Genomic DNA, 15,055 nt, shown 5'->3' on the forward strand with positions numbered 1-15,055 from the left:
CGCTTTTTAAAACAAAAAATACCGTAGGCCGACGCCGACATACGGATAAAAATTTCCCACGTCCGAATTGACATGGTAGTATTCGTTGGCCTTGACCAATAGCGAAAAATCGTTACTTAGGCCTATTTCCATTTCCGCACCGAGATATAGGCCGTAAATAAATTGGCTTTTGCCATTGATAAGCGCACCGGTGGGCAGTTCATTGCTTCCGTTGTTGATGACCTCGTATCCGAACAGCCCACCGCCACCAAGGAAGAGACTAAAATTTTTTCTTCGAGGCGCCATGAATACACGATAGTACAGCCCCGGCTGGATAGTGAAAATATTATAGGGAATATTTTGGGCACCCTTGTCCTCGGCAATTGCGGCCAAAACACTTATCTGAAAATATTGGAACCGATTGGGATGAAAATTAAACGTTCCCATAATACCATAACCATCCTCGACATAGCCACCGCTCACGCCGACCGAAGAAGCAAGGTTGCCCCGCATTTGGCCTGAAACGGATGAAGCCACAAGACAAAATAGTACCGTAATGAAAAATAACTTTGTTCTCATCTATTTAAAATTTAGCCAACCAGTGATGACAGCCTTTTTATTATATCGGTTGGAGTTGGTCATTATCTTATAAATGCGCATTATGGCCTTTCATAATTTAAATCCTGATGGGTTATTGATGACAAGTTGGTCTATATCCAAGGATAGGTTTCTATTGCCCTTTTCTTCATCTAGGTCCACTACGAGGGACTTTCTCCGGTCAAGGGTAAACTTATCGAAGACCACCATAAAATAGTTCTCGGAATTCCCCTCGACCTTTTTGGGAACTTTATACCTGAACAAGGGCTTGTGTTCCGTCTTGACATTGCTCGAACTATTCTTGTAGTTGGTGGCGATGCTGAACCTTATAAAATTGACATCATAGTCTATATGTTCCTTGTTCTCCAAGCGAAACTGTAGGTATATTTCGTTATTCTCATAATACACGTTCTCCAGCCAGAGAAATACATCATCGTATTTGGAAAAATATCGGATGATCTTGCCCTTGTTGAACTGGTTGTAATAACATCTCCGCCGTATATATTCCATTCGATCCAAGACATACAATTCCTGGGTAAGCGGCAAGGGTTCCCCATCTATCTCCTTTTCGGGTATAACTTTAAATGTTTCCGTAACTGTTTCAGTGGCCGCTATGGTTTCCTTTTCCTTTATGACAGGATATGAAGCAAAGTCGGATTCATCCAATTCAGTAGCACTTTTTTTATGGGATAGCTCTTCGAGGTTATCGACCATGTCGGTGGTTATGGTCCATCGCTTCTTGGCGGGGATGTCCACCAGTTGCAGGATAAAATCATAGGCACGACCGTCACGGGTATAAATGGTATAGTTCGTAAAATCGGAGGTGTCGGGTGCCACATCGTTATAGATAAGCAAAACGATACGCTCTGAGGTTGCGGAAGCACTTTTCGTCGGAAAGGACTCCAAAAAATTCAGCTCCTTCCCATTAATGGAAAAATCATAAGGGGCGGGCAGTACCAGAATGGTCTTATAGTTCCTTGAAACCGCAATGGTGTCCATTTTCGCCATAACCGATAGAGACCCCAATAGCCCAATTATTGTAAGTACAGCTTTTATTTTCATTGTGTTGCCAATAAGAGTTCATAATCATCCATCAATAGGATTTTTTCTTTTTCCCGTAACCTTTTTTTTCGAAGGAAAGTCCCCAACCCTTGGGCGATGCCTTTTAAAACATCCGGTGCGCCGCTGGTAATTTCGTCGGTGGCCCCTCGCAGTGCATCGCCTCCCATTTCGGCCTTGTACTCCCTCCAGAGTTCCCCGGCCCTTTTGTTGTAGATTCCTTCCCTCCCATCGTTGAAGTCCCTGACGGAGATATCGACCGGATGGTGCTCGATATTGTCTATATCCAAATACACCCTATTTCCCTGTATGGAAGCCATAGCGTAGATGAAGGTATTTTTGGGAAATCGTTTATCACTAAGGACCATATCTTCCATGAGCAGTAGCCTTACATTCTCATTGGGCAAGATGAACTGATCGCCATATACGGTTGCCCTAAAGAAGATCGGCTTTTTGGTAACGGGCATCCGTTCCTGTTGGGGCCAGCGGTTGCCGGTCAAGGATTCCCCGACTATTTTCCTTTTTCCCTCCAGCAGCATTTCACGGTAGGCCAAGCGGTTCTCCACGAATTTTTGTTTCTGCTCCTCCGCGGTCATCCTGTTCTTCTTTTCCCTCTCCACGGTTTTCTTTCTATCCGGTGGGTCGGTCTCCATCGTTTCCTGGAGTTTAGTATCCAAGGATAGTCCTTCCAATCGCTTCAAGATTTTTTGGAGCGAATCGTTTTGCGAATCGTTCATCTGGGTCATGTCCGGTAAGGACGAAGATTTCACTACCTTTTTCTTTTCTGTTGAGTCCTTTAATTTCCAAGGCTCGGCGATAGCTTCGGATTCCAAGGTCGGAACCTTGCCGGGAAGATCTGGATTGAAGCCATTCGTGGGATCGGTAGTGTCGCCGAGCCCCATTTGGAAATCCTTGACGTTCTCAATGACAAAAAAACTGGTCAGTACCAGAATAAAAGGTAGGGCCATGGCAAAATTTCTGTGCCTTACGACCCATCGCTTCAAACGCTTTATGTTGCCATTGAATTTCATGTTACCTACGCTCGAGATCGGAATTGTCCACGACCTCAAAGTCGATAATCTTGATTCCGTTCAGGTTGTTCGGGGTAATGCCCGCTTTTTTCAGGTGCCCCTTAGTGACCAAGTTCCTATACGTTGTGGATTTGCCTTTTTCTATGGCCTGTTTGCCGTAAAAAGTAAACGGAAACGGATAGGTTGCATAGTCGATTTGAATCGAATCAAGTTCCACAAAGTAGTGATAGTCACGCATTACCACATCATGGAAGTATTTTTTTTCGACCAAACGGGCATATAAACGGTTGCCTGACCAATCGACCATGAACAAGGCTTTTTCCTCTATGTTTCTTTTGATCAGGTTCAAATCGGGTTCCAACGAGAAAAACAGTTCATGAAAGTTTTGGACGTGACCTTCGCAAAGAATTTCGAGGTTTTCCTTGGCATCCCTGATCGGTACCATGGGGAGGCGTTGCCCCCCATGCAGCACATAGGCGTTATTGTTGGCACGCTCATGGGCCGATACCACGAAATAGATGGCAATCGCGAAGACCGCTATCATCAAGATCAGGCAGCTATAGACGAGCCTGTTGTTGTGCCTTCTACTTTGGGCGATATCATTGAATATCTCGTATTTTCCTTTCATAATCCTAATTATTGCGTAAGTGTCCTAACCGCTTTTGTGGCCCCGCCGCTCTTTGCATCGATGACCGTTTGTATCGCTTTTTTGCCATAGTGCTTGGGCTTGGAGACGATGCCACCGCCCGAAATGTTGAGTCCCTGCACTACAAAGTTGGCTAGTGTAGGGGCCTTGATATAAAAGAAGGAGGTCATCAAGATTAGGAGGGAGGAACTCAAGATCAATCCGAGGTCGTAGGCACTGTTACGCAACAAATGGTCCACGAGCGCATCGACAAGATTGACCATGAACATATCCACTACATACAACATGGGAAGCCATAGGCAGAGGCTCATGAACTTTTGCAACCATGCTTTCCAAAGGCCCGAAATGGCGGGAATGAACGAAAGCCCGATATTGATAGGCCCGAAAATGATAAGAATGAACAGGTAGATGGTGGCCAATGCCTTGATGCCCACGAAAATCAACGTCGAGATGATGTGGGCAAAGGCCGTTATGGAACCGGCCAAACCGGTAAGGGCAAAGGATTGCAGTCCATCGATATCCATGCTGAACATGTTCCATTCCACCACATTGTTGGCGGCCACATCGATCTGGGCCAGGGCCACCTTTTGCCCGATGGTATCCCAGTTCTTTTGGGTACTGACAAACGAGGAGCCGAGGTTGCTATAGAATTCAAAGATGGCGTGTGCAAACTCCGAATAGTTGAAAAGGATGAACATCAACGGAAACCACTTTAGGGCCTTGAACACATCGGCACGATCATTGCCCACAAAATGCATGATGGCGAAAATGCCCAACCCGATCTTTGCCATTTGAAAACCAATGCCCAAGGTGGGCCCCAAATTCGCAAAGGCATCATCGATATATTGGTCGAATATCGTGTTGACCGTTACCCTAAAACCTGTATCCGATTGCATAACGTACATCAATTGGTCTTGATCAAGGAATAAACCGCTTTGCGGTGTTCGTTTTTTTGCAAGAGCGAGGTATTGACCTTTATGATGGTTTCCAGCACGCTGTCCATTTTGTCCAAGATTGACCGTAGTGCCGAAAGCCGGTCGGCCGATTCGATGATTTCGCCCGTGGAGGCGATATGCGATCCTTGGGAGACCAAGGAGGTAACCTGTACCAGGGCATCGGCCAAGGTTTCGGTCGCCCTTTCCTTTTCTACCTTTTCCAGATTGGCGAAAGAGCGCAGATTTTTCTGAGTACCCTTATAGGCTTCCACGATCTTGTCCTTCAGGTTATAGAGTTCGGTCATTTCGGGACTTCCCATGACATAACTGGCAGGGGTCCGTTTTGCCGTAAGGTCCTGGCTCAGGATCTTGGAGGCACTGGAATTGACGGTAACGTTTCGTTCCATCTGTGCCAAAAGCTTGCCCATGGTCGAGTTCAACGTGACCAGTTGCGAATTCAATGTTGCCACATTTTGATTGAGGATTACCAGTTGGGCATTGGCCGCCACATCGGTCACGGGAATCTGAGCGGACCCGAAATAAGGGAGTAGCCCGATTAAAATTCTTAGGTAAACAATTCTTGGTTTCAAGTATATCATCATTTTCTATTTTTAGGGTTAATGTCGCTGCCGTTCAAATTCCCAGAACCGGATTCCACCAGTTCGTTTTGTAGCTGTTTGTAGGCGTTGGCCGTTCTTTGCCAAACACGACCGTGTTTTTCGTGGAGACGGTTGATCTTTGCTTTTTCGTTGGGGTTGGTCTCGAACAGGCATTTGGTCGGCAATGAGGTTTCCAATCCGAACACCTTGACGCGGTCCTTCCAACAAATGGCCATTTCCCTTAGCTTTCGGCCCATGGGCAAATCTTTGTTGATGGATAGGATCAGTTGCTTCTGTTTCTCGTTCAGGCCCAATAACCGTTGGATCTCCCCAAAGGAATTGCCGAACTCGCCGAGGTCAAGCAATACTTTGATGTGGCTGTTGACTACGATGGTATTGCCTATGTATTTGGATTTGACAAAATCGCTTACCTTTTGCGAGATAAAAATGGGCTGGCCCCCATATTTCCGGGCCATTCTGGATTTGGCGTCAAAATAATTGGCCATTATCGGATTGTCGAACAGGTTCCACGCCTCGTCAACGACCAATATTTTGTTTAAGGAAAGTTTTTTTGGATCCTTCAGTTTTTTGTCGAACACATCGATCATCAGGAACGCCAAGATCGGAAAGAGCTGTTCGTTTTCGATTAGGTTTTCGAGTTTGAAGTAGACCAACCTTTCACGGCCCAATTGGGCTATCCTTTTGTCCCTACTGTTCAACAGGTATGCCCTGGGGCCATCGTGGGCATATTTGCCCAAGAGCAGTAAAAACAGATTGGGGTCGAAGACTTCCTTTCGTATGCCCTTGGAATCCATAAGTCGCTCCAAATGCCTTTCCGAATATTCATAAAAAGTATTGAAGGAGTTATCGGGACTATCCTTGATAAACTGGTCCCGATAATATCCCTGTACCAACAATTCAATAATGGTCTGGATCACGGCACTGTCATGACCGTCGTCCATTGCATTGTCCTTTCGTCCCAACAGAAGATAGACCAATGCGATAAGCTGGGTCAGCTTGTGCTCGGTAAGCATCTTTTGGCCATCTTTTTCTACCATATCCCCTGAATCCAGCATAAAGGGGTTGAACGTAAAGGGATTTTTGTCGTCGTTCTCTATGACGACCCCGTCCAGATGGTCCAACAACTTATCATAGGAATTCCCGTTCTCAAGAATGAGGATTTCCGCTCCCTCGCGATATTCGGAGAACAGATAGGCATTGGCATAAAAGGTCTTTCCGCCACCGGAACCGGAGGCGATGAGCATGCCCCGGTTAAAGATCCAGTCCTTTGCCTCGGGATCGCGGTAGAGACTTACCAATAATGGTTTTCCCGTGGCCCTATCGACCATGCGCAGTCCGTGGGGGCCGTGCATCCTGTTTCGATATCCACCTTCAAAATACCAGAGACTGGCCGCCATCTCCGAGGAAAAGGGGCTGAAGAGTTCCATGCTCAACCCAATGCCGTTGCCAAGGATACCCCCGAAAAAGAGGTTTTTTCGGTCCACGGTATTTTCCTTGGCATGGATGCCCAGCTTCCGAAAAGCCGACCGGATGGAATTGCACATCGACCTAAAGGATTTTTTGGAGCTAGAAAGGCCCAATACGTTCAAGTGATAATAGACCAGTTCCTTATGCTCGTTCAGGATATGCTGCTGGAACTCATAGATTTGGTCCCGGTAGGTACTGTTCTTGTCCCCCTTGCGGTTGCGGGCATATTTGTCCAGACGTTTGGCCTTCGACCTAAGTTTGGCCATGGCCTTCTCCTTTTCGGGGGTATAGATATATTGGTTGACAATATGTTCCTGCGGAATCCTGAACCCCAAGGAAAACAGGTTTCCTATAGGAAAGAGGTTGTCACCGGTGCTGTATTTTCCAAAATATTCGTGAAAGGCCATATCCTCCTTGGAGAACTGGTCCAGGTTTTCCAAAGTAAAGTACTGTCCCTGTTTGTCGCCGACCCGCAGCCCGTGTTCGGAAAAGTCGATATCCCTTCCCGTACCTTCCCCGTAGCGCGCTTCCAGATAACAATCGTAATAGCCCGCTCGACCGAAAAGTCCCTCGGAATCAAGGATTTTCGAGCTCATCAGGCCCGAATCGTTGATAAGATCGTTGACGGCACCGACCCTGGCCTCGAAATCCGCCATTGTGTCCCCATCGAGGTATTCTTCGGGAACATAGCTTTGGCCATAGAACCGGCGCTCCTTTTTTAAGAAGGAATTGGCCCCGATAGGCGTGCGGCCGATATAGTTTTTGGGCACTTTATGGATGGCTAGATAGCACCGGTGCTCCAAAAAGGGCCTGTCCTTGAAATAGCGTTCGTCCTCGGTCTCGAAAAAATCCCGTTCCAATCGTTGTCGGTCCATGGAATAGGTTTCCCCGAAGAAGAGGTCCTGTTTGTGCAAAAGACAGTTCTCGCCCAGGATTTCCAAGATACCCGAGACCATCCGGTTCAGGTTCAGATAATCCTTGCTGTCCAAAGTGTAGATTTCGGGAAGTTCCAATTGCAACGGAATGCTCAGGCAACCCCGTTCCTTGGATACCAAGATCGGTGCCTCATAACCGTAAATGGGAAAGGCATCCAGAAGATTCAATCTTTTTTCCATAGCACCAAATTTTTTTTGTTGACATGGCCCTTAATGGTATCCGGTCCCTTTCTGTTCGCTCGGGACTTGATAAAGCCATTTTCCCCATAAGCCTTTGAATAGAAAAGCATGAGTACGATATAGAGGGCCGCGGTACAGAAGGAAAGCAAAAGGCTCAGAAAGGTCGGGATGACCGTGCTGAGGAACAGCCCTACCATCAGGGATAGGAACGAGCCCTTAAAGGCTTGGTCCACATATTTAGCGCGAAGCCCAAAGAAGGAGACGTCCTTTTGCAGGGCCTTTGGAATTTTGACCAGCTTGTTTTCCATGATCAGTTGGCCAAGTTTTCCCCGATCTCAATAAGGCCGTAGAAAATAACGAGCCCGACAATGGCGTTGCCCACTTTACGCGCCATGTCCTGGTTCTGTTCCCTGATGATGAGAAAGGCCAGTGCCGCGATGGCCAGAAGTACGCCTGCGGCAATCTTGATGATGCGGAAAATACTGTTCCCTATCTGTGCCGTACCCTGTTCCGCCTCGTTGACCTGATCGACCAGTTCATCGATCTGGGCAAAGCCGGCCGAATGGAAAGCAACAACAAGAAGTAGGGTCAGGAAGACGTTAATCGGAGTCGTCCACCTCCGGTTCCGGAGGGGACTCGGAATTTTTGATAATCTTGAATTTTTCATGTTCTGGAATTAAGGATTCATTCTGAACATCTTTATCGGACGCATTGAAAATATCCAACAGCTCGGAGCTGGTTTCATTCTCATCGACACGGTTGAGTAACTGGTCCATATCTTTATCCTTTGAAGATGTGTTTTTTACAAATATATGTGATTTTTGCATATATGAATCATTTTCCTGAACATTTTTTTCGTTTTTTGATTTTTTAAGTATGACAAAGACCCATAGGTACCACAACAGGCACAGGATACCGATGACGGCATAGACGATATGTTCCCACTGCCAATTCAAATCTTGTCGATAATTCGTTGAAGTTCCCGAATGTTTTCTTGATGGTAAAGCTCCAAGGCCTTTCGCATGATATCGTTGCGCGAGACCTTTTTTTCCAACTTGTAGCTGCATGCGCTGGCCAGTCGCTCATAGTCCTCAAAACAGGTCTTGCTCAACCTAAAGATAAATTGCTCCTTTTTGTCGATATAATTGTTTTGTTCCAGCAACGTCTCGAGATCCGTTACCTTCTTTTGTTCCCTACGGCTTAACTTTGCCAAGGGAAATGTACGTCCCGTGGCCCCACGCGTGTTACCACCTCTAACGTAGTCATCGTTTCTTTTGTTTTTCCGGATTGGACTTTTTCCAACTTTTCCGACCGTGCCGTGCCGTTGTTCCCTAAGTCCCTCGACCTCTTCCTTGGTATCCGTATTCTCTAGGATGGCCGATTCCAGCAAGTCCTTAACGTTTACTTTTTTGCCCATTTTTAATTTTTTGAAATTCTCATGACCTCTTCCATAAATCGTTTTAGCCCCAGTTCCCCGTTCTCTTTTGTCGGGGGAATGGGAATCAGGGTATTCCGGTATCGCTCCCTGTACACGGTCCGTTCCATGACGACCTGTTCCATCATGGGCATTCCCGCCTTTGCCAAGGTTCTCCTCACCGCATCGAACTTATTGACCTTGACCAGCTCGTAGCGGTTGAAGAACAGGTTGACGGACCGCAGTACCCGATTTTCGTTCCATAGATAGTTCCGTTGCAGTGTTTTGTAGAACACCGCCGTACTGTCGATTTCCAGTTCGTCAAGGAAAAAGGGAATGAAGATATGTTCGACATACAGCAGCCCCCTTACCATTTCCTCGTTAAGGTTTCCGGGGAAATCGACGATGATAAAATCCACGGTACCATAATATTTTTTGATCAACGGTTCCAGGGTCTGGACCGTTGCCCGCTCCACGGGAAATATCGGCATTTCGGTCGAACCTGCCTGTCCAAGATCTCGGTTCCGCTTTTTGTAAACCGAGTACTGGGGATTGTCCATATCGATCAATACTACTTTCTTCCCGTACAGGTGGAAAAGGTTGGTGGCCAAGATGATATTCAGGGTCGTCTTGCCACAACCGCCCTTTTCCCCCGTACATGAAATTATTTTTGTTTCCATAAATATACTTTTTAAAACCATAGTATCATATGGTCATATGACCATATGAACATTTGATGCTATATCCCTATATAGCATTGAATATACAGTGCATTATAGGTTGCTATATAGCAATGATTGTATAATGCCATGGACATTGGTATATAGCCATGAACAAAGCATAGGTAGGTCTTCGCAAACAATAATGGGGATATTGGACCAAGAACCCTTTTAACGGCAAGAAATTACGCCGAATGCAAAATTTACAAGGACGATTTGAATTCCTTCATGGCCTCTGAAACCCGTTCCTCCAGCTCAAGGTATTTCTCACGAAGCCCTTCTTGGTAGACCATATTTTCCCCAAGGTTACGTTTTTGCACGAACTCGTTATCGGGTAACAGAATCCAAATGGGATTATAGCCCAAACTGTAGAAATAGAGGATGATCTTGATGGAATTGACCATTGAGGAACCGCGCTCCACATTGGCCAAAGTTGTACGGTCCATGTTCAGGTAATCGCTCAGATTGGTCATCGAAAACTGACTGAACCGTTTGTCTTCGACATCGTCCAATTCCACCAGTTCAAGACGTATTTCCTTTAAGCGTTCCCCGATATACCCCAAATCCTTGGAGTCCAGATTGATGATCGATTCAATGTCCATTATTCAAAATTTTCTATGGGATACGAGGAAAATTCCTCTTCAAAATTATACTCCGTCTCTTCCTGCAAAGCTGCCAAACTTTGGGACAGGGACCCATCGAGTTCCTTCCCGAAATCGTCCATGAATTTTTCTACGGCCGCCTCGGAGTTGTCGATTGATTTTGCAATTTCACCATTTATTTTCTTTTCGTCAAATATGGCGCTCTCAAGCTCTTTTCCCGTAACGGCCTTATATTCCTCTTTTACCAAGCAGTCCACTTCACCGATGATCTTGTCGAATTCGGCCTGGGCCACACGGTCCATTTCCGTACGTACCAAAAATTCCTCCACAATATAGGCCAATAACCTTTGCCAATCGGCACCCCTTGGACCAGTATTCAGTAGTTCCAGAATATCCTCCCTGAAATCGAACAGGCGAAGCTCCTTGACCACATCCTTAAAAATTCGGCGTTTGGTACCATTGGTAAATGCATTTTTGGCCGTTTCTTCCAGACGCGTACCATAAAATTCGATGTACCCGATTTCCTTGGTAAACAAGCCCGAGACGTTCTTCTGTAAATCCAGTTCCTCTATGAGCTTCATCTGCGCTTGGAACAGTTCCCCGAAATTCTCCGGTTTGAAATCCTTGACAACGGGCAACTTGTGTTTCATGGCCCTTCGCTTGCCTTCGATGTCGGGGAGCAACTGGCCATAACATTTCTTTTCCTTGATCTGATGCTCGAAAGTATCGGCCACCAACCCTGCGAAATGTCCGGTAGACATGGATGCGATCTTGCTCTTGGGCAATAGCTCCATCATCTGTGTGCTCAGATTGGTGCTTACATCGGAACTGCTCGTGTTCTTTGAGACCTTTTCTTGATGAATCTTTCCGAAAAGCTCGCTCAACCGTTTGGCCGTCTCGCCTTTGGCCGCACCACAGATAAGGTTCGCACAGTTGTCATAGATGACATCGGCCAGTTCCCGGCCGTAATCCAGGATAAGCTGTCCGACGCTCTGAAGCCCCAAAATGGTGGCGATCTTGTTTTCCCTCCCGGTATCGATAATGGTCCGCAATAACATGATGAACAAGGTGGGTACCTCGTCGATAAGTAACGCCATATGCCGCTTGCCCGGTTTGTTTACCCGCTTGAGAATAGTGTTCATGTACAGGCCCAAAGGTGCGGAATAAACCTCTTTCCGTTCGGGATTGTTCTGTAGCGATACGATTTTGGGATATCGGGCGTCATTTACTTCCAGACTGAAGTCATTGCCGGACATCACATAGAAGATTTCCTTGGTCGCAATACTCGAAAGGCTTATCTGGACCGTACTGGTCTGGCCAGACAGTTGTTCCATGGCCTCCTTTTCCAATGCGTCCCGAAAGGGCACCAGTATTTGGCGTACCTCTACGTCCTTGGTCATGATTTCCATCAATATATCGATCTTTACGGTGGTCAGAATGGCCAAATGCCCCGGGGTACAAAGATATTTGCCGGTTTCTTCCGATTTTTTCTTGAGGTACCAGATACAGCCCCCTGTATAACTGATGGCACTGCGTGAAAAATAGTCCTGTCGTTTAATCCATTCGGGATTGAGGTTTTTCATAAGGGTCGTGGCCGTATCGATGGCATCCGACTGGTTGACCAGGCCATAGGGATCCATGGGGTTGTTCCGATGGGTCATCCGAAGGTCATCAAAACAGATACGGTAGAGCTTAGGGAAGGGTATTTCGGAATCGTTGCCGTGCTTTTTTATGGCCTCTTGTAGATAACCGTACGCCTTGCGGGTCAGCGTATCGAACTTAAAATCGTAGATGACCATGGCGTATTTCTTGTCGATGAACTGGGCCATGATTTCCTCGATAACGGAAAAGGATTTGCCGCTCCCCGGAGTGCCGATGACCAACAATGCCCTGAAAAGATTGACAAAATTGATCCATCCTTTCAGTTGTTTCCCATTGTGGGAATAGGTGTACGGGATGTTGGCGGAATAGGGCGTGTCTATCCGTGTCCCCGTCTGCTCGAAGGTTTCCTTCGTATCGTTAAAGGGGTCATTTATTGCCAAGTTCATGAAGTCCAAAAACTGGAACAATCGCATCCCGAAGGTCATCAATCCCAAGTAGGCCAATGAAAGAAATATCATGGAGGCCCACATCCCCAGCTCGGAAACACCGTGGCACCACCAAGAAACGAACAGCAAGGCCAAGGAAACGAGAAAGCCCGTAATACTTTTTCTGCGACCGACTTCCTCTTTTTTGACCGGACGGTACATCATGATACCGCCCATCAGAAGTCCCAACAAGAGCAGACGGGCGACCATGCCTTGGGACGGTAGCCCGGACCGTACCAGAAAGGAATGGATGCTATCCAAGAATCCCTGATGCCCGTAATGGAATATGTACAGGGCATATTGCTCCCGGAACAGGATAATGGCGAAGTGGAAGGCGGATAGGTACATGCCCATATAGCCCTTGTTCTTATCTTGCATGCCCTTTTCTTTTTTGGGTTTTCCTCGGTCTGTCCATGACAGTCTTTAAAGTAGATTCACTAGCCGACAACTGGACTTTTTTTTTACCGAGATCAGTTCCTCGTTCCAATCCTTCATGGTGGGGCATTTGTCCATTTTCAGGATGCCCGATGCGAAGCATTTTGAAAGTGCCTCCACTGCCAGCCGCCAATAGGTTCTGGAATGTTGGGGGAGGGAGACTATCCTTTCCAAATCCAGTTCCCAAAGCACCTTGTCGCGATAGCAGATGGCTTTTAGAAGACCTTCGGGCATTCCGTGGGAACCTCTGGAAATCCGTTCATTAATGTAATCGGTATCCCGTTCCATGATAGCAATGGATTTGGAAAGATAGTTTAGTTTCAAACGCATCACGGGGCGTTTCCAATCCGTTTCGATGAATACCCGGTTGGACTTTCGATTGATCCAATGGCTCAAAAGAATAAGGTCGTAGCGCATCCCCTCGATATCATGGTCAAAGGCCAAAAGAAGAGGGAGCGTATGGGAAGGGTCTACCGTACGGTTCCATTGGAGGAACTGTTCGAGTTTCCGCTCGTCGATATGGCCCGACATGGAGATGTAGAATATTTTTGGGCAACCGTGTAGTTCATGGTAGGCCATGGCATCGAAACCGCTCTCGACACAAACTATTTTTTCCGCATTGATATTTGGATTGGAAACGAAAAGGTATTCATAACGCTCGTTGAGGAACAACCGGAACTTTTTCACCTTTCCGTCCTTTCTGTCCCGATAGGGCCTATTATAAAGCGTATAGTTCTTGATGTTACCGTCCAATCCATATTTGGGAAGGGCGATATTGGCGATGCGGCCCTTGTTGTCACTGACGTGGAAGGCATTGAAGATCCTGCCCTTGAAGGCTTCGGATTGGAGGGTGTTTATGGAGAGTCCGCGACCTTCCATTAAATAGTTCGGTCTGGTTAAGGGACCGATACGATAACGATCTTCCAAGCTGATGCGCTTGTTGTTCTTTTGGCTCACCTTAACGGTGGTTGGTTCGGGATAATCCCTTTGGATGATGCCCAGTCCCTGTTTTACGGCTTCGTAAAAATTGGCGGAGCGTTTGTGGAGGTATTTGAAAAATCGCCCCTTGTCCGAAGAGTCGTTGCGATTGAAATAGGTTACGGGATTTCTTTTTGTCTGTAGGACGAGGCGTTCCGCCTCCTTGCCAAATTCCTGTGAACCCGAACTTTTCTTGAGCAATTGGTAGCCCTGTGCGATCAGGTATCCGGGAAAATCGACCTCACGATCGATCTGGGCGATCAACCGTTTGTAGTGCTCCGGATTTTCGGCATAATTTTTCATATAGGCATGGTTTTTTTGGGAGCATTCCATGTGGATATGTCCCAAACTTTACTCTATATTTTAAATTGATTTCATTAATAATACCTCGTGGGTCTCCCCCCGCGTTGTTAACTTTTGTAGAGAGTATCGATGAAAAGAAGGCCGTCCGTAATGGACGGCCCTTTGTTTGGTCAATCGGTCAGACTTTCATGCCTCGGCTGCGCGACTTTTTTTTTTCGCCGGGGTTTACCTCAAGCTTTTTGGCCTTTTCCAAATCGACTTTTTTGGTGATAAAGGTCTGCCTACGGGGGGACCAGGATACCATATATGGTTTGTTCCCGTGGACTTTGCTCTTTATGACCATTTCGAGTTCCTGGCCCCTGTTGAGCGCATCGGCCTGTTTCGCCGTCAACTTTTGCCCATAAAAATAGGTGTTCGTGGAAAGTGCCGGTTTGGTACGGATATCCTGTACCTTCGGCTCGTAATAGGCCAGTTTTTGGAACACTTCGCCGTCGTTGGTGCTTCCCTGGAACAGCACAAACTCCTTTTTGTCCACCATGCGCTCGAACTCGTCGGCACTGAAACTATGGTTATAGGCCCATGCATCGTCCAAGGTCACCATTTCATTTCTTCGGAACTGGACATCCATTCGGGAACCCAAGTTCCGGTCATAGACCATCTGTATCATTTTCGCACTTTCCTTGAGCTCGCCATCAGAGATATAGGTGGACTCGTGGAAATACTCCTGTCCCTCGGTCAGATTCGTGCGTACATTCGGGGCGAGCTTCTTATAACTGATGTACTGCCCCTCCAATTGTTCCCTGACATCCCGATAGGCGAATTTCTGATCCTGGGATTCGATAGGTTCAAACCATTTCTTGTTTCTCGTCAGCTTGAACGACTGTCCATCATTGGTCATAACGGACACCTTTCCGTCCTTTTCTCCGGTTACGGTCGCTCGCTGCCACCGTTGGTTTACTTTTACGAAAACCTTCTCTGCTTGTTTTTCCATTTTTCAAGTTTTAAATTAAGGATTAATAAACAATTGTTAACTTTGTAATTCTGGATATGACATTTCCATTTTTCATG

16 protein-coding genes are annotated in these 15,055 nt (G+C 46.6%); all 16 read right to left on the bottom strand.

Going from position 1 to position 15,055, the window contains the following annotated elements:
• Nucleotides 1–6 precede the first annotated feature (6 nt).
• The 16 genes from BFP75_RS09550 to BFP75_RS09625 all read right to left on the bottom strand — a co-directional run bounded on the left by BFP75_RS09550 (nucleotide 7) and on the right by BFP75_RS09625 (nucleotide 14,978).
• A complete protein-coding gene (locus BFP75_RS09550) occupies nucleotides 7–558 on the bottom strand; it encodes a conjugal transfer protein TraO (RefSeq protein WP_099545077.1) in 552 nt (183 codons plus the stop codon).
• 90 nt (nucleotides 559–648) lie between these two features.
• Nucleotides 649–1,638, bottom strand: a complete 990-nt coding sequence (locus BFP75_RS09555) for a DUF4138 domain-containing protein (protein WP_099545079.1) — start codon at nucleotides 1,636–1,638, stop codon at nucleotides 649–651.
• Nucleotides 1,635–2,666, bottom strand: coding sequence for a conjugative transposon protein TraM (gene traM / locus BFP75_RS09560; protein WP_099545081.1), 1,032 nt, complete (start codon nucleotides 2,664–2,666; stop codon nucleotides 1,635–1,637). Before traM ends, BFP75_RS09555 begins: the two co-directional genes overlap by 4 nt.
• Before the next feature lies 1 nt (nucleotide 2,667).
• A complete protein-coding gene (locus tag BFP75_RS09565; RefSeq protein ID WP_094997547.1) occupies nucleotides 2,668–3,294 on the bottom strand; it encodes a hypothetical protein in 627 nt (208 codons plus the stop codon).
• A gap of 8 nt (nucleotides 3,295–3,302) precedes the next feature.
• A complete protein-coding gene (locus tag BFP75_RS09570) occupies nucleotides 3,303–4,208 on the bottom strand; it encodes a type IV secretion system protein (protein ID WP_165776567.1) in 906 nt (301 codons plus the stop codon).
• An 8-nt stretch (nucleotides 4,209–4,216) separates the two neighbouring features.
• Nucleotides 4,217–4,849: a hypothetical protein gene (locus tag BFP75_RS09575; RefSeq protein ID WP_099545085.1), complete on the bottom strand. Its 633-nt coding sequence runs from the start codon at nucleotides 4,847–4,849 to the stop codon at nucleotides 4,217–4,219.
• Complete coding sequence (locus BFP75_RS09580; RefSeq protein WP_099545087.1) at nucleotides 4,846–7,449, bottom strand: TraG family conjugative transposon ATPase; 2,604 nt, start codon at nucleotides 7,447–7,449, stop codon at nucleotides 4,846–4,848. The genes BFP75_RS09575 and BFP75_RS09580 overlap by 4 nt, the downstream gene beginning before the upstream one ends.
• Complete coding sequence (locus tag BFP75_RS09585; RefSeq protein WP_099545089.1) at nucleotides 7,434–7,757, bottom strand: DUF4133 domain-containing protein; 324 nt, start codon at nucleotides 7,755–7,757, stop codon at nucleotides 7,434–7,436. The genes BFP75_RS09580 and BFP75_RS09585 overlap by 16 nt, the downstream gene beginning before the upstream one ends.
• 2 nt (nucleotides 7,758–7,759) lie before the next feature.
• Nucleotides 7,760–8,116 (bottom strand): hypothetical protein, encoded by a 357-nt coding sequence (locus BFP75_RS09590; RefSeq protein WP_099545091.1) that lies wholly within the window; start codon nucleotides 8,114–8,116, stop codon nucleotides 7,760–7,762.
• Entirely contained in the window at nucleotides 8,049–8,276 is a 228-nt protein-coding gene (locus BFP75_RS21795) for a hypothetical protein (RefSeq protein ID WP_162987837.1), read from the bottom strand. Before BFP75_RS21795 ends, BFP75_RS09590 begins: the two co-directional genes overlap by 68 nt.
• 125 nt (nucleotides 8,277–8,401) lie before the next feature.
• Entirely contained in the window at nucleotides 8,402–8,866 is a 465-nt protein-coding gene (locus BFP75_RS09600) for a hypothetical protein (protein WP_099545093.1), read from the bottom strand.
• Nucleotides 8,867–8,868: 2 nt separating this feature from the next.
• Nucleotides 8,869–9,543 carry a ParA family protein gene (locus tag BFP75_RS09605; RefSeq protein WP_165776568.1) on the bottom strand — a complete coding sequence of 225 codons (675 nt, stop codon included), beginning with the start codon at nucleotides 9,541–9,543 and terminating at the stop codon, nucleotides 8,869–8,871.
• Between the two features lie 242 nt (nucleotides 9,544–9,785).
• Complete coding sequence (locus BFP75_RS09610; RefSeq protein WP_099545097.1) at nucleotides 9,786–10,184, bottom strand: hypothetical protein; 399 nt, start codon at nucleotides 10,182–10,184, stop codon at nucleotides 9,786–9,788.
• The gene (locus BFP75_RS09615) at nucleotides 10,184–12,649 is read right to left on the bottom strand and encodes a type IV secretory system conjugative DNA transfer family protein (protein WP_099545099.1); all 2,466 of its coding nucleotides are present in this window, start codon (nucleotides 12,647–12,649) and stop codon (nucleotides 10,184–10,186) included. The genes BFP75_RS09610 and BFP75_RS09615 overlap by 1 nt, the downstream gene beginning before the upstream one ends.
• A gap of 45 nt (nucleotides 12,650–12,694) precedes the next feature.
• Nucleotides 12,695–13,987 (bottom strand): hypothetical protein, encoded by a 1,293-nt coding sequence (locus BFP75_RS09620; protein ID WP_123803375.1) that lies wholly within the window; start codon nucleotides 13,985–13,987, stop codon nucleotides 12,695–12,697.
• A gap of 178 nt (nucleotides 13,988–14,165) precedes the next feature.
• Nucleotides 14,166–14,978, bottom strand: a complete 813-nt coding sequence (locus tag BFP75_RS09625) for a hypothetical protein (protein ID WP_099545102.1) — start codon at nucleotides 14,976–14,978, stop codon at nucleotides 14,166–14,168.
• Nucleotides 14,979–15,055 lie beyond the last annotated feature (77 nt).

This window comes from Maribacter sp. 4G9 (assembly GCF_002742265.1).
Lineage (GTDB): Bacteria > Bacteroidota > Bacteroidia > Flavobacteriales > Flavobacteriaceae > Maribacter.

Excerpts from the sequence above, each read along its gene's own strand:
- BFP75_RS09550 (WP_099545077.1), bottom strand. The coding sequence starts at position 558 with ATGAGAACAAAGTTATTTTTCATTACGGTACTATTTTGTCTTGTGGCT.
- BFP75_RS09555 (WP_099545079.1), bottom strand. The coding sequence starts at position 1,638 with ATGAAAATAAAAGCTGTACTTACAATAATTGGGCTATTGGGGTCTCTA.
- traM (WP_099545081.1), bottom strand. The coding sequence starts at position 2,666 with ATGAAATTCAATGGCAACATAAAGCGTTTGAAGCGATGGGTCGTAAGG.
- BFP75_RS09565 (WP_094997547.1), bottom strand. The coding sequence starts at position 3,294 with ATGAAAGGAAAATACGAGATATTCAATGATATCGCCCAAAGTAGAAGG.
- BFP75_RS09570 (WP_165776567.1), bottom strand. The coding sequence starts at position 4,208 with ATGCAATCGGATACAGGTTTTAGGGTAACGGTCAACACGATATTCGAC.
- BFP75_RS09575 (WP_099545085.1), bottom strand. The coding sequence starts at position 4,849 with ATGATGATATACTTGAAACCAAGAATTGTTTACCTAAGAATTTTAATC.
- BFP75_RS09580 (WP_099545087.1), bottom strand. The coding sequence starts at position 7,449 with ATGGAAAAAAGATTGAATCTTCTGGATGCCTTTCCCATTTACGGTTAT.
- BFP75_RS09585 (WP_099545089.1), bottom strand. The coding sequence starts at position 7,757 with ATGGAAAACAAGCTGGTCAAAATTCCAAAGGCCCTGCAAAAGGACGTC.
- BFP75_RS09590 (WP_099545091.1), bottom strand. The coding sequence starts at position 8,116 with ATGAAAAATTCAAGATTATCAAAAATTCCGAGTCCCCTCCGGAACCGG.
- BFP75_RS21795 (WP_162987837.1), bottom strand. The coding sequence starts at position 8,276 with ATGCAAAAATCACATATATTTGTAAAAAACACATCTTCAAAGGATAAA.
- BFP75_RS09600 (WP_099545093.1), bottom strand. The coding sequence starts at position 8,866 with ATGGGCAAAAAAGTAAACGTTAAGGACTTGCTGGAATCGGCCATCCTA.
- BFP75_RS09605 (WP_165776568.1), bottom strand. The coding sequence starts at position 9,543 with ATGGAAACAAAAATAATTTCATGTACGGGGGAAAAGGGCGGTTGTGGC.
- BFP75_RS09610 (WP_099545097.1), bottom strand. The coding sequence starts at position 10,184 with ATGGACATTGAATCGATCATCAATCTGGACTCCAAGGATTTGGGGTAT.
- BFP75_RS09615 (WP_099545099.1), bottom strand. The coding sequence starts at position 12,649 with ATGCAAGATAAGAACAAGGGCTATATGGGCATGTACCTATCCGCCTTC.
- BFP75_RS09620 (WP_123803375.1), bottom strand. The coding sequence starts at position 13,987 with ATGAAAAATTATGCCGAAAATCCGGAGCACTACAAACGGTTGATCGCC.
- BFP75_RS09625 (WP_099545102.1), bottom strand. The coding sequence starts at position 14,978 with ATGGAAAAACAAGCAGAGAAGGTTTTCGTAAAAGTAAACCAACGGTGG.